This window comes from Microbulbifer maximicatervae (SeqCode) (assembly GCF_052466985.1).
This window is the reverse complement of the sequence record NZ_CP174298.1, coordinates 1,706,866-1,722,111: the sequence shown is the minus strand read 5'-3', so window position 1 is coordinate 1,722,111 and position 15,246 is coordinate 1,706,866. Positions and strand designations below refer to the sequence as shown.

The 15,246-nt window shown below is 49.6% G+C and carries 6 protein-coding genes; 5 read left to right on the top strand and 1 reads right to left on the bottom strand.

The window, feature by feature from the left end; all coding sequences use genetic code 11:
* Positions 1-155: 155 nt before the first annotated feature.
* A complete protein-coding gene (gene putA, locus ACJJI3_RS07435; RefSeq protein WP_413665395.1) occupies positions 156-3,302 on the bottom strand; it encodes a bifunctional proline dehydrogenase/L-glutamate gamma-semialdehyde dehydrogenase PutA in 3,147 nt (1,048 codons plus the stop codon).
* A gap of 141 nt (positions 3,303-3,443) precedes the next feature.
* Between putA and ACJJI3_RS07430 the strand changes: the two genes are divergently transcribed.
* From ACJJI3_RS07430 to ACJJI3_RS07410, 5 genes are all read left to right on the top strand, one after another.
* Entirely contained in the window at positions 3,444-3,953 is a 510-nt protein-coding gene (locus tag ACJJI3_RS07430; RefSeq protein ID WP_108732847.1) for an Lrp/AsnC ligand binding domain-containing protein, read from the top strand.
* 254 nt (positions 3,954-4,207) lie between these two features.
* Positions 4,208-5,362, top strand: coding sequence for an acyl-CoA dehydrogenase family protein (locus tag ACJJI3_RS07425; RefSeq protein ID WP_413665396.1), 1,155 nt, complete (start codon positions 4,208-4,210; stop codon positions 5,360-5,362).
* A 176-nt stretch (positions 5,363-5,538) separates the two neighbouring features.
* A complete protein-coding gene (locus ACJJI3_RS07420; RefSeq protein ID WP_444942010.1) occupies positions 5,539-7,545 on the top strand; it encodes an alkyl/aryl-sulfatase in 2,007 nt (668 codons plus the stop codon).
* A gap of 407 nt (positions 7,546-7,952) precedes the next feature.
* Positions 7,953-9,890 (top strand): hypothetical protein, encoded by a 1,938-nt coding sequence (locus tag ACJJI3_RS07415; protein ID WP_444942009.1) that lies wholly within the window; start codon positions 7,953-7,955, stop codon positions 9,888-9,890.
* Between the two features lie 365 nt (positions 9,891-10,255).
* A complete protein-coding gene (locus tag ACJJI3_RS07410; protein WP_444942008.1) occupies positions 10,256-15,244 on the top strand; it encodes an RHS repeat-associated core domain-containing protein in 4,989 nt (1,662 codons plus the stop codon).
* Positions 15,245-15,246 lie beyond the last annotated feature (2 nt).

Below are 15,246 nucleotides of genomic sequence, written 5' to 3'. Positions count from 1 at the left end.
TGAACTAATTGCCATGATTCATCCGATTAATTTACAGGGGCTGAAAAATTTACGGGAAAGGGAAGTTTGGAGTTGGTACTTTGTGGGTGGTTAGCGAAATGATTCTCCACAAAAAAGCGGGCTAAAAGCCCGCTCTCTCATTGTTTTATCGAAGCTTATTGCCCCAATGTAAACAGTGCAGTGTTACCGCCAGTGGCAACAGTGTTAATAGTTTTGGTTTTTTCGCTGGCGAAACGGAATAGGTAGTGCGGGCCACCGGCTTTGGGGCCGGTGCCGGATAGGCCGTGGCCGCCGAAGGGGTTAACTCCTACTACTGCACCAACCATATCGCGGTTTACATAGCAGTTGCCGACGTTGATACGCTTAAATACCGCGTGGGCACGGCCTTCGATGCGGGAGTGCAGTCCGAAGGTAAGGCCGTAGCCGGTGGCATTAATGCGGCGGATTACGTCTTCCAGCTCGTCTGCCTTGAAGCGAACTACATGTAGGAAAGGTCCGAAAGTCTCGCGCTTGAGCACGGAGAAATCTTCAATCTCTACTACCTGCGGGCCGAAGAAGGTGCCTTTGCTGGGCTTCTTCGCTTCCTCAAAGGCAAATAGCGGCTTGGCTTCTTTCGCCATGCGCTCGCGGTGGGATTCCAGCATGCCGAGGGCTTTTTCGTCGATAACCGGACCGATATCGGTATCCAGTTTACCGGGATCGCCGAGGGTCAGTTCTTCACATGCGCCTTTCAGCATATTCAGCAGGTTATCAGCGATGACATCCTGTACACATAGGATACGCAGAGCGGAACAGCGCTGACCGGCACTGAGGAAGGCAGATTGAATTACATCGTCTACTACCTGTTCGGGCAGGGCAGTGGAGTCTACGACCATAACATTCTGGCCGCCGGTTTCGGCGATCAGCGGTACAATCGGGCCTTCTTTCGCTGCCAGCTGCTGGTTGATCAGGCGTGCGGTTTCGGTGGAGCCGGTGAAGGCTACACCGCCCAGGCGGGGATCTTCGATCAGCAGTTTGCCCACTGCGGCACCGGTACCTGTGATCAAGTGCAGTACTTTTGGCGGCACGCCCGCATCGAGCATCAAGCGCACGGCGTGTGCAGCGATGATGGGGGTTTGCTCTGCGGGCTTGGCCAGTACGGCATTACCGGCGGCGAGTGCAGCAACTACCTGACCAGTAAAGATTGCCAGGGGGAAGTTCCAAGGGCTGATGCACACGAAGGTGCCACGGCCACTCAAATACAGCTGATTTTGTTCACCGGTAGGGCCTGGTAGTTCGGTGGGCTCACTGAAATGCTGGCGTGCGCCGTTGGCGTAGTAGCGGCAGAAGTCGATAGCTTCGCGCACTTCACTAATGCCATCATTTAGGGTGCGGCCCGCTTCAATGCAAATAATTGCAGCCAGTTCATTGGCTTTATCTTCGTAGATATCAGCAATTCTGTCGAGAATATCCGCGCGGTGTTTTCCGCCCTGGCGATCCCAGTCGATCTGCGCCTCAGTGGCGGAGGCATAGGCCTGCTCAATAAGGTGCTTATCAGTATTTGCGGTGTGTCCAATTTTTTCGCCGGTTGCCGGGTTGTAAACCGGTTCTTCCGCTTCGCCCATGGTGCCGTTGACGATAGGGCCACCGAGGAAGTGCTTTTCGCGTTGCTGTTCAAGCTCTTTCAGCAGGGGATCAACGGAGAGTGGATCAGTCAGTTCGATGCCGTGTGAGTTTTTCCGTGGCAGGGCTTCTGCGCCCATATAAATATTCTCCGGAACAGGAATTTGCGGGTGACGGTAGGGGTTGCAGGCTTCGCTTTGTTCCAGGGTATCCTGGACCAGGGCTTCAACCGGCGTTGCCTCGTCCATAAAGCGGTTAACAAAGGAGCTATTAGCTCCGTTTTCCAGCAGGCGACGAACCAGGTAGGGCAGTAAGTCACGATGTGCCCCCACGGGTGCGTAGACGCGCACGGGCACACGCTTGCCGTGTACCGCTTCAATTTGTGCGTACAGCAAGTGGCCCATGCCGTGCAGGCGCTGGAATTCAAAGTCGGTGCGGCCATTGGCTAACTCAAGAATCAGCCCGACGGTGTAGGCGTTATGGGTGGCAAATTGCGGATAGATTGCATCGCCAGCTTCCAACAGTTTTTTCGCACAGACCTGATATGACAGGTCGGTGTGGCATTTGCGCGTGTACACCGGGTAGTCCGGCAGGCCCATCTGCTGGGAGTGTTTGATTTCACTATCCCAGTAAGCGCCTTTAACCAGGCGCACCATCAGTTTGCGGCCGGTATCGCGGCCCAGGGCAATCAGCCAGTCGGCGACATGGGGGGCGCGCTTTTGGTAGGCCTGGAGTACAAAGCCCAATCCTTGCCAGTCTTTAATTTCGGGGTCGCGGGCGAGCGCCTCGAAGATATCCAGAGAGATATCCAGGCGGTCTGCCTCTTCTGCATCGATATTCAGGCCCATATCGTATTGGGCTGCGGCGACACAAAGACGCTTCACCTGGGGCAGCAATTCGTCCATTACGCGATCCCGCTGCAGCACACTGTAGCGGGGGTGCAGGGCGGAAAGCTTGATGGAAATACCGTTGGCCTCAACCACATCCCGCTGGGTGTTGTCTTTGCCGATCTCTTCGATAGCCATCATATAGGCATCGAAGTAGCGGTGGGCGTCGGCCATGGTGCGGGCGCCTTCGCCCAGCATGTCGAAGGAAAAGCGGGTGCCCGGGAGGTTTTCTTTGGGGCCGCGCTTCAAAGCTTCCTTGATGGTGCGGCCGAGCACGTACTGGCCACCCATAATTTTCATGGCCTGCATCATGGAGGTGCGCACCATGGGTTCGCCGATACGGCTCACCAGGCGTTTCATCCAGTGGGAGGGACGCTCGGTGATATCTGGGTCCAGCTCCACCACGCTACCGGTGAGCATCAGGCCCCAGGTTGAGGCGTTCACAAACAGGGAGTCGGACTGGCCACGATGGCTGGACCAGTTGCCGGAATGCACTTTCTCGGCGATTAGTTTGTCGGCAGTATCGGCGTCTGGTACCCGGAGCAGGGACTCTGCCAGACACATCAATGCAACCCCTTCCTTATTGGAAAGGCCGAATTGCTGAAGGAAAGCGTCCAGCGTTCCGCGCTTGCTGCGCTGCTGTCGCGAATGATGAACCAGTGCGCGCGAGGTGTTCAGAATTTTCTTGCGCATCTCGTCGCTGGGGCGTGGCGCAGCCAGCAGCTCGCTCACGCAGAGGTTTTCGTCGGCGTGCAAATACTCGCGTGCCCGGTCTCGGGCATTCTGGAGGTCTCCGGCGAAGTTTGTCGACATATCGTCTCCCAAGCTCTATATCTAGGGTCAGAATAAAAAACCGGATTATGTGCGAAAATCGTTAGAATTAATCGCCATAATGTTGCGAGTTGTGGTTAAATATCACGCCTAATTGCGTGATTACCAGTAGGGTATTTTGTAATGTCTCGACAGTTGGAAGATCTTGATCGTATTGATCGCCAAATACTGCGAATTCTGCAACGTCACGGCCGCTTGCCGAACGTGGAATTGGCGCGCCGGGTTAACCTTAGTCCCACCCCATGCCTGGAGCGAGTCAAGCGGCTCGAAAGGGAAGGATTTATTCGCGACTATGTAGCGCTACTCGACCCGCTCAAAGTTCATGCGGGCTTGGTGGTCTATATCCAGGTGACCCTGAACAATACAGCGACTGAGGCATTGGAAGCCTTTAATGAGCATGTGGCTGGACTGGAGGAGGTCCAGGAGTGCCATATGGTTGCCGGTGGTTTTGACTACCTGGTGAAAATTCGTATTAAGGATATGCTGGGTTATCGCCGCTTCCTCGGTGAAAAGCTGGCATCCGTACCGGGAGTACGGGAAACCCACACCTATGTGGTGATGGAGGAAGTGAAGACTGATACCGCTGTAGCGGTACCGGACCCAGAACCCAGTGTGAAAGGTTCGCGGCGCTAATTGAGCGCAGTCAAATATCCTGTGCGGAGTGAGAGAACTGTAGCGATTTTGCTGGTTGGCTTTTTTATGAACCTGGGTAGGAATCTGAATTCTCTCCTCAGGCCTCAATCATAGGGATTGATTGCTGATTTCATGGATGAACAGATGGAATTGGCAACCATTGTCGGCGCGGTTTTTATTATGCTCGGCATAGCGATGCGGTACCAAGGTGGGTGCCGTGTGATTTGTCCGTAATAACTATAAGTAGGTACTGTATGGATTTTTCACTGAGCGAAGAACAGCAGATGATTCAGGATGCGGCAAAGCAATTTGCTGACAGTGAACTGAAACCCATTGCTGCCGAACTCGACAAGACCGGTAATCGAGAGCTCTTGTTGGAAAAGCTCAAGCAATTGGCAGAGCTGGGCTTTATGGGAATCAATATTGATCCCAATTACGGCGGTACTGGTGCTGGTACTGTCGCATTCTCCCTGGCGATCGCCGAGCTGGCGCGGGGCTGTGCCTCTGTTGCAACGACCACCTCCGTAACCAACATGGTGGCAGAGGTTATTCAGGCGGTAGGTTCGGAAGAGCAGCGCCAAAAATACCTCCCCAAAATCTGTAGTGGAGAATACCCTGCGGGTTCTTTCTGTCTCACCGAGCCCGGTTCCGGTTCGGATGCGGCCTCTATGCGCACCCGTGCAGAGAAGCAGGGTGATGAGTACGTTCTTAACGGCAGCAAGCTGTTTATCAGTAGTGCCGAGTTTGCTGGTATTTTTGTTGTTTGGGCGGTGACAGATTCTTCCGCGCCTAAAGGCAAAGGTATTTCCTGCTTCCTGGTTGAAGCTGGCACACCTGGCCTGGTGATTGGCAAGGCCGAAGAAAAAATGGGACAGAAAGCCTCTGTTACCAATGAGGTTTCTTTCGACAATTGCCGTATTCCTGCCTCCCATCTTTTAGGTGAAGAAAATCGCGGCTTTCGCATTGCTGCAGGTGAACTCGCTGGAGGCCGAATCGGTATTGGCTCCCTGGCGCTGGGCATCGGCTTTGAAGCTTTGGATTGTGCCCGGGCCTATCTGCATGAGCGGGAGCAGTTTGGTAAAAAACTGGCGGAGTTCCAAGGGCTGCAATGGCAGCTCGCCGATAAATATACTGAGATGGAAGGTGCGCGACTCCTATTGCTGCAAGCCGCTTGGCAGAAAGATGCCGGAATGCCGTTTGGCCCTGCCGCTTCAATGGGCAAACTGTTCGCTAGTGAGAAGGCTAACGAGGCATGTTATCTAGCTCTGCAAATGCACGGTGGTGTGGGCTATACCCGTGAATATCCACTCGAACGTATGAGTCGGGATGTGAGAATCACTACAATCTATGAAGGTACCAGTGAGATCCAGCGCCTGATTATTGCAAGGCATTTACTGGATGTCAGATAATATTTAATGACACATAAGCCGGCGCTCTTCGCCGGCTTTTTTGTTTCTTTCCCCCTAAATTTGTCAGTTATTCTTCTGATGCCGACATAAATACCCGTCCGCTTAATAGTTTCCTACCTATCCTCTACAAGGGACTCTGCCGCATCACTTTGCGAATCATGGAAAGGAAACAACTGATGAACGTTAACAAGCTGCCGCTGTTTTCGCTGTTACTAGTATTCCTTGCCTGTTCGCTAACGATCGTAAGTGTCATGGCGCAAGAACCCAATCCCGCCAGTGTCGTCACAATGAAATCAAACCAGGCTGTACTGAAAGAGCTCCCCTTTGCAAATCGGAAGGACTTTGAGGATGTAAAGCGGGGGTTTATTGCTCCTTTACCAAATAATGGTGTTATTAAAAACAGCAAAGGCGATACGGTATGGAACTTGGAGCAATTTCAATTTGCTCGCGATAAAGAGGCTCCTGACAGTGCCAACCCCAGTCTGTGGCGGCAACTGCAATTAATTTCGGAGGGCGGTCTCTATGAGGTGATACCGCGAATCTACCAGGTTCGCAGTGCGGACCTCTCCAATATAACTTTTATTGAGGGCGATACCGGGGTCATTGTTATGGACCCGCTGATTTCTGCCGAGACGGCTGAAGCAGCGTTAAACCTCTATCGGCAGCATCGCGGAAACAAGCCAGTCGTTGCTGTGATCTACACCCACAGTCACGTTGACCACTATGGGGGTGTTCGCGGTGTTATCGATGAAGAAGATGTAAAATCAGGCAAGGTTAAGGTAATAGCCCCGCAAGATTTTCTGATTGAAGCTGTTAGTGAAAATGTCTTTGCAGGAAATCATATGGCGCGTCGTGCCAGTTTTATGTATGGGAACCTGATCCCTAAAGATCCCAAAGGTACCTTAGGGGCTGGCCTCGGTCTTGAAACCTCCACTGGCACCATCACACTGATAGAACCGACAGACTCCATTGTTGAGACCGGGCAAACTTTGGAACTGGATGGACTTATCTTTGAATTTCTCTTGGCGCCGGGCTCTGAAGCGCCGGCAGAAATGCACTTCTATATTCCTCAACTCAAAGCCGTAACCGCTGCTGAGAACGCAACCCACACTTTGCACAACCTCTACACCTTGCGGGGAGCAAAGGTCCGAAATGCTCGTGACTGGTCTCGCTACCTCAATGAAACCGTGCAGCGCTGGGGCGGAAAAGCCGAAGTCCTGTTTGCACCCCATCACTGGCCAACCTGGGGACCTGAGAATGTGGTGAATCATCTGAAAAAGCAGCGAGACCTATACAAGTACCTCAACGATCAAACCCTACGATTAGCCAATCACGGGTACAACATGGTTCAAACGGCTGAGCTGATGGAGTTGCCTCCAGAGCTCTCACAATATTGGGCCAATCGCGGCTATTACGGCAGTGTAAATCACGATACCCGTGCGGTATGGAATTATTATTTAGGGTTTTTTGATGGCAATCCCGCTCGCCTGTATCCAATGCCACCGACGGCCGCGGGAATAAAGTACGTCGAGTATATGGGCGGGGCCGCCAATATTATCAAGCAAGCAAAGAAAGACTATGAGGCTGGAGAGTACCGCTGGGTTGCGGAGGTGTTAGATAGATTGGTTTCCGCAGAGCCTAATAATCGTGCAGCAAGAGACCTATTGGCAGATGCATTAGAGCAATTGGGCTATCAGCAGGAAAATGGTACCTGGCGCAACTTTTTTTTAAGCGGTGCCAGGGAATTGCGGGATGGCATCCAGCGATACCCGGTTCCTCTGACTGCGAGCCCGGACACTATTCGCAGCATGCCGGCTGGTTTGATTTTTGATTATCTGGGAATTCGACTCAACGGCCCAAAGGCAACTGGCAAGAATCTCTCCATCAATATCACCATGCCGGACGTAAACGAAAGGTATGCGCTTGTGCTTGAGAATGCGGTACTGAACTACGGTCCTCCTGTTAAGAATCCCGGCAGTAGCGTGCAGATAAACCGCTCAGACCTCAATGACATCATCTTGGGGAGTGCATCTATCCAGGAGAAGATGGAGGATGGGAAAATCAAAATTGAGGGCGATGCGGGAGAGTTGAAGACATTACTTTCTTTAATGGACCGGTTTGATTTCTGGTGGAATCTGGTTACGCCTGAACCGATGGACAAGATGTCGACATCAGACTTCTAGACTTTGGCCTCAGGGCTATTTAGCTTAAATGCAAAGGTAAAGTGGCCTCCTGTATAGGTGGTATTTTTAACTGTATTTTTATGTCTGGTTAGTTGCTTCTAGTGCATATTTCAACTTCTTTGATTTATAGCTCTGAGAGTGAGCGCTAAATAAGTAGTTACCAATGAAACTTGATGTTTTTTAGTTATTGATTTCTAAGTCCGTTTATATCTAATAGTAAAAATTTACAGTGCTGCTTTTCTCATTTTTAAGCTTCCTTATTGTGTTCATATTTTTTTAAGTTACGCACAGAATTAAATTTCGTTTCCGCTAAAATTCCGCCCACTTTTGCATTTCATGACTGTCTGGAACTTATATTTTGGACAGTACCTAACACCAAAATAAAAAACACGGCACTTAAGGCGATTATGGAAAAGTTATTCGGGCAGAAATTATTGGTACTTGCACTAACTGCGGCACTTGCAGCTTGTGGTGGAGGGGGAGGTTCGTCAGATTCTGACACCGATTCACCACCTGTGAGCGACGGTGGGGACGATAGTGGCGGGGGTAATCAAGGTGGAGGAAGTGGTTCAGGTGGAAGTGGGGATGACTCCTCATTGCCTGATAATGACCCATCGACTGTAACTGTTGGAGATGTGTCAACAGCTGAACTCGGGTTTGCAACAATTACCGCTACAGATATCACTTTGCCTAACGCAATGGTAAATGCTCAGGAAGTTTACCAGCTGGCCCACTATATTGGCCGTACGGACAGTGAGCAGGATGAGGAAAATATTGATATTCCTATCCGTAGCTATACGGCCTCCTGTGCTACGGATACTGACCAGCCAAAAATGTATGTATCCACAACTTTGTCAGAGGGGAATAGTGCCTCTGATACAACCTATGGGTCCGTTTACGAGCTTCAATATAACCCTGATAGCATGAGCTTCGAGCAGACGGGTAACGCCACCATTCTGAATCAATGTTATGAGTCACATGGTATTACGGCCAGTTCGGATTGCTCCAGGGTAGCTGTTTTATGCAATACCGAATATAAGGCCAGTGAGCGATATGATATCGAGAAAGATCTGGTAGAAGAGTACGGTACAACCTGGATGAAGATTGAAGATAATCTTGACAGTGTTGCAGGTACCGATAATGAGGAGAAGTATAATGACCAGATCTGGCTAATGGAGTGGGATAACAAGCCTATAACAGAAACTCCAGATGCCTATGTTGTCAATAAAATGCATGGTGGCACTCATTTGGGGACTCAGGAGCTATTGTACGTAGAGGATGATAGCCAAGGGCGCACAAGTTATGCATTTTCCGTGACTGCTCGTGTTCTTGTTAGCGGTTCGCATTATTCGGCAGGGCTGACGGTAATCAATCGGGATGACTGGTCAATGTCCTTCTCTGGAGATGATCACCGGGGTTGGTACTGGGCGTGTGGCCATGGCCACGTTCTGAATATTCGAGCCTTTTATAATCCGGGGAATGAGATGTACGGTGCTCTGTGTACCAGTGATGGAAATAAATATTATCCGTCACCGGGCCTGAATGCGATCGCCATTAAAATGGAGGACAGTGGATCCTCTGTTTATGAAGGCACCTATAATCATTTAGTGCCCTCGACAAGTGCAATGATATCCAACGGTGGTGGCCATACGGTTGTCCCGGTTGATGCCGATACAAATCTCTCAGTTATTGTCTCTCCAAAGTACATTGAAGATTCGAACATGGATATGTTCTTACAGGATGAGCTGGGCATTGATACAAGTGGTGATGGCCCCTTAGATGAGGAATGTGCTGATAACGGCATTCGCAATTGCTTCTTCTCATATATCGACAGTGGTGAATATCCTGTAATTTCCAGGCAGGGCCTCTACTCTGGAGATGCCTTGGATACTACTTCTCTGACACGTGTAGGTATTGCAAAAGTTGATGGGGAAGGCAGTATTGAAGGTAATGGCATTGAATGGCTGGCAACGGATTCTGATTGTCAAATTAGTGATCCTCAGTTGGTTGATCTGAAAAATGGCCGTTACTTATTTGGTTACGCGCAGTTCCAGTGTATCTCCGATAACCTCCCGTACAATCGCAGTTACAATAAGAGTGGTGATGCCATGCGTATGCTGGTACCAAAAGCCTACTATGTAATGGAGATTGATGCTGACTTAAATGTACTTGAGGGGCCAGTAAAACTGACTGACTACGGTTGGGGTGGTTTGGATGAGCCTATGTACTTGGGTAATGGTAAAGTTGCCTGGAGCTATATTAAGAATCCTACCCTGGATAATTATATAGGTGGCCAACAAAATGTTTGGCAGGCAATAGTTTATCATTCTGACAGCGTAAATTAATTGCGCTGATTTGGGGTGAGCTTAAGCTTGCCCCAAATTAAATTATACCTGTGCATCTGTAGTAATTTATCTCCCTCTCTTTAAGTTGTTTTCGTAACTCAGATATACGTGCCATTACATTTGGGTGCATTATTTTTTATTGTGCTCCTGTGTAATCCATTTCCCAATTTCCCCTCAGTATAATCGCGCGGCTTTCCTGTTCCGAAAACCACTTTTCGTTAACAGTGGTGACAGACGTTCCGACTCCCTGAGTTGCGAAGACTGAAGTTGGAAAGGGCAGAGTACTTTTAGTGGACTTTATTTTGCTTTGAGCTGGCAGCGAAGGAATGTTGCATGGCTGGTTCGTAATCAATAAAGAGTGAGCTATGCAGCTATTTGTTGAGAATACATATGGAATTGTTTACCTGGCTCGAAGAGGGAGCGGTTTTAGCTCCGGATCTTCACTGCCAACTAGTGCTGAGCAAACCCTGGAAATGTTCAGTGTTTCATCTCTTCAAGAAATTTACGATTACTTCCTGGGTATGGGAGGGAGTTGTTCAGATCCTCTTCAACCAGGAAAGCAGCCTGATAGATGGGGCGATTTATCAGCCTCATTCCATTTAGATGCTCCTTCAAGCTACTCCTGGGTTGAGAGAGCTATTTATAAGGAGTTAGTTCAAAACCGCTTGGTAATCGAAGAGGCTCCATTTGCTGATGCGGTGCTAGCCGACAAGCAGTCCCAATTGATTCCTAAAATCGATACAGGCCTTCAGTATATTGTTGACCTAGGGCGAGTTAATTCAAGGTTATCGAACAATGAATCTACTGATCAGAGTGACTTTGCCGGAGGGCTAGCAATATGGCGTAAAGATTTATCTGAAGTAGAGACTTTGGTGAGTTCTATTCGCCCTTTGATGGCGCAGGGGTGCACCGCTAGGAACTATCTACTGTATGAAAAGAGCATTGAAAAGCAAGATGAAAAATCTATACCGACTTCTAGCAGATCCCTAGTAGATGCGCTTGGTTTCGATGCCAATAAAGTTACCCAGCAGCACTTAGAGTTAGCCTTTGAAGTAGCTGAAACTTTATACCAGGATGCGAGAATACGTGAAACAAGTTTACGTTTCTTCCGCGATTACTTAAAAGCTCTATACCCATCGGAGGTTGCCCTACCAGAAAATGGCCTTTTTGAGATTATCTTAACATTCGCCATGGTAGCATCCATGAGCGATTCCAACGCTGTCGAGATTTCCAAAGATAATGCGGGCTTACTGAGGTCTCTTCAGGGCGTTAGTAACCTAATGCTGGAATTTGCCAAAATCAAAAAGCGTCGCAATGTATTTTTCCATAAACGCGCAGGAAGTACTGAGGGTAATAAGGCGAGCTTCTCTGATCTGAGTTCTTCTGAAGTTACAGTACCACCTTCCTCCGGTGGGCAACCATCAAATGCAGGAGCGTCGCAAAGCGGTAAAGGAACCGCCAATGATAATTCTGAAGCGGGTTCTGACAGCAGCCAGGGTTCGCAGAGCTCTCAGAATACAATCTCTGACCAGCCCGATAAAGCTGGGACCATAACCGGCACAACCCACACTGGGAAGAAAGTTCCTAATAATAGTTGTGCTATTGAAGGTGGTGATCCCATTAATTTAAAAACCGGGGAAGAGCGTTTGACCTTAGTCGATGCGCTATTAGACGGACCGCTCCCCCTTGTTTTTGAGCGTACTTATCGCAGTAGTAATCCCAGAGATTTCGGTTTGGGTCATGGTTGGACTCACACCCTGGGAGAGAGGCTAATATCGGCACCTGATAAAAGTGTTCAGTTTATGGACGCAGAGGGTCGGGTAATTAATTTTCCCTTTCCGGGGGATAGCGATCGCAGCCACAATGTTGTTGAGCAATTAACACTTACTCGTGTCGACGACGATCATTGGATTATTACCCCTTACGGGGCCCCCAATGGCGTGCAAAAACACTTTAAGGCAACCGGTGTAACAGGAGGACTTAAGCTTGCGGAAATACGTGATGGCTATGGCAATTTCTACCTGTTTCACTATATCGATGAGCGTTTAATATGCATTGAGAGCAGCCTCGGTGAAGCCCTGCATATCAGCCCTCCGCAAGGGCAGCCGAACAGCCTGCGTATCGGTGAGCTTAAGAAGGAAACTCGCGATGGCCATATTAAAGTACTCGCAAGCTATGAGTACAGCGATGTTGGCGACCTGATTAAAGCCACCGACGCCGATGGTTACAGTGAGCAGTACCAATACCATCACCATGTAATTAAGCAGCGCACCCTAAAAACTGGCTACCGTTTCCATTTTGAGTGGGATGCCGAAGGCCCCTCCGCCCGTTGTGTGAGACAGTGGGGTGACCCAATCGATGGTCAGGCGACTTACAATTACCAGTTTGACTGGGACGATGATGGTAAGGGCGTTACTGTTACTGATACCCGTGGCGGCAAAGAGCGCTACCGCTTTAACGACCGGGCCCTGCCGATCTATCACCGCGATCCCGAAGGTGCAGAGACTCTCTACAGCTACAACAACCTGGGGCAGGTTACTCGGGTACAACTGCCCAGCGACGATGGCAGCCTGCGCGAAGAAATTTACCAGTACGATGACCAGGGCCGCCTGATACAAAAGACTGATGCCGCGGGGAATAACCACCGTATCGAATACAACGGTGAAGGCCTGCCCGCAAAAGTTACTGACCCTGCTGGTAATAACTGGCAAAGGGACTACAACGAAAATGGCCAGATTGTAGCCAGCAAAGATCCCCTCGGTAACAAGACCCAATACGGCTATAACCCTGTTGGTTTGATAGGCAGTGTTACCGATCCTCTCGGCAATACCACTCGCTATCTGTGGAACCCTGAAGGCAAGCTCGCAGCGGTAAAAGACCCTATGGGCCGCGCACAGCACTACCGATACGACAGTGCTCGCCGACTGGAGGAAGTGCAACACGCCCCCGGCCAGCTGACCCGCTATGAATACGACGTTCAGGATCGTATCCATGCGGTGACCACTCCAGACGGTGCTCGCACTCAGTACAGCTACAACCCCCATGGATTACTTACTGAAGTTATTGACTCTGAAGGCCGCAGCACTTGCTATGCCTACGATGGCCTCAGTCAGGTAAAGACCCGCACCAACCCGGATGGTAGCCGCCTGGAATATCACTATGACGGCGAGCGCAACCTAATCGGGCTAACCAATGAAAACGGCAAGCGCTACCAGCTTAAATACGACTTCAACGAACGCCTGATTGAAGAAGTAGGCTTCGACGGCCGCGTTACCCGCTATGCCTACAACCGTGCCGGCCATTTGGTAAGCTCCAGAGCCGTGACCGATACGGACAGCGGTAAAGGTATCGATACCATCTTCGAGCGCGATCCCTTTGGCCGCTTGTTGGAAGAGGTCACCCCGGACGGTAATACCAATTTCCGCTACAACCGCAGTGGGCAATTGATAGAGGCGGAAAATGCCCACCGCAAATTGCGTTGGGAATACGATGCCAATGGCCGAGTTACCGGCGACTGGCAGGGCAAAGAAAAGCTTAGCCACCGATACGATGCAGCAGGTAATCGTATTGCCACGACCTTGCCCGATGGAGAAGAACTTAAGTTTACTTTTAACCCTGCCGGACAATTCCAAAGCCTGCACCGTCGCCCTTTAGGCAGTGATACTGATGAGTTAATCACCCGTGTTAGCCATGATGGGCAGGGTAGAGAAAGCCTGCGTCAACACGGCAATGGGCTGGAAAGCCAGAGAGACTACGATCCACAAGGCCGCTTGCAAAAACTCAGACTGGGCAAAACAAGTAATGTAAATCACAAACCAGTGTCCGATCCCGCTTCAGGCACAAACCCAGTTCTTGAGCGTAGCTACCAGTACAATAAAGCCGGGCAGATAGCCAAAATTGAAGACAGCCTGCGCGGTAATCGCAGCTACCACTACGATGCCCTGGACCGCCTTACCCAGGTAGACGGCCTCAACCCAGAATATTTTGTACACGACCCTGCGCACAATATCCTTGCCGCTGCCAACTCAAAAGACGAAGCCAAACAGCAAGCCAGCGCTACCCAGGTAAAAGGCAATCGTCTCGCTTTTCGCGGTGATACTCACTATCGCTACGATATTCATGGTAATCGGATTGCGGAGCTGCGTGGTAAAGGACAAAAACTGCAGACGCGCTATCACTACAACAGTCGTCAACAGTTGGTGTATGTAGAGAAGCTAAAGGTGGAAGAGGGTGTAGAGCACCTTCAACAAGATATTCACTATCAATATGACCCGCTGGGTCGCCGTATTAGTAAGGCTGTAAACAAAGAGAAAAGTGATTTCCTTTGGGATGGCGACACCCTTCTAAAGGAAGCTAATACCGATAATCAAACCAAACAGGACCTCAGTGCCCGTACCTACTACTTCGAACCGGGCACCTTTAAACCGGTTGCTTTAAAAGAAAGTAAGCTAGATAAAGAAGAGGTCTACTACTATCACCTGGACCACCTTGGCACCCCAGATACCCTTACCAACCAGGCAGGTGAAGTGGTATGGAGTGTTGCCTACAAGAGCTATGGCAGTATCGCCTTAGCCCATGAAAATCAGGTAGAGCAGCCGATCCGTTTCCAGGGGCAGTACTTTGATGAAGAAACTGGGCTGCATTACAATCGATTTAGGTATTATGATCCGGGGGTTGGGGAGTTTACCCAGCAGGATCCAATTGGACTGCTAGGGGGAGTGAATAATTATCAGTATGTGCCTAATCCAGTAGGTTGGATTGACCCCCATGGGCTTACTTCAGAGAAGGAAAGTCCTACCCGGAGCACGAAAGCATACATCCAAATTTATGCTTTTAGGGGCGGAGGTCCACTTGCTAAGAAAAATTTTGTAGAAAACCCGGACCCACAAAGAAGGCCAGAGGTGTATACTGGTCATGTAGGTATTTCCATAGATGGCGGAAAGACAATTTATGGGTTTGGGCCTAATGTACCAAGCGGCATGACCAAACAAGAAGCAATAAATAGTTTATTAAATGGAGATCTATATCCTGGGATAATTCACGAGGATACTCTTTTATTTCGTGAGGCTGCTAGAGGTGATTACGATCAACTTTGTACACGAAATATTGATGTATATCGGTTAGATGTTTTGGTTGAAGGTTGTGTAAAAGATAAAGTTTCTAAAGCAATTAAAGCGGGTCTTGATGGAACTCCAGAGCAGATATATGGATTCCCGAAAGAGGGTGTTCCAAATCGATTTAATTGTGCGACTTATTTTGGCTCTTGTGATGTGCCTCTGCCTGAGGAGACTGGACAAGTAAGGGAGTTTATACCTGCAATGATTAAAAAAGGTGCCGTTAAGGTTGAGGAATAAAT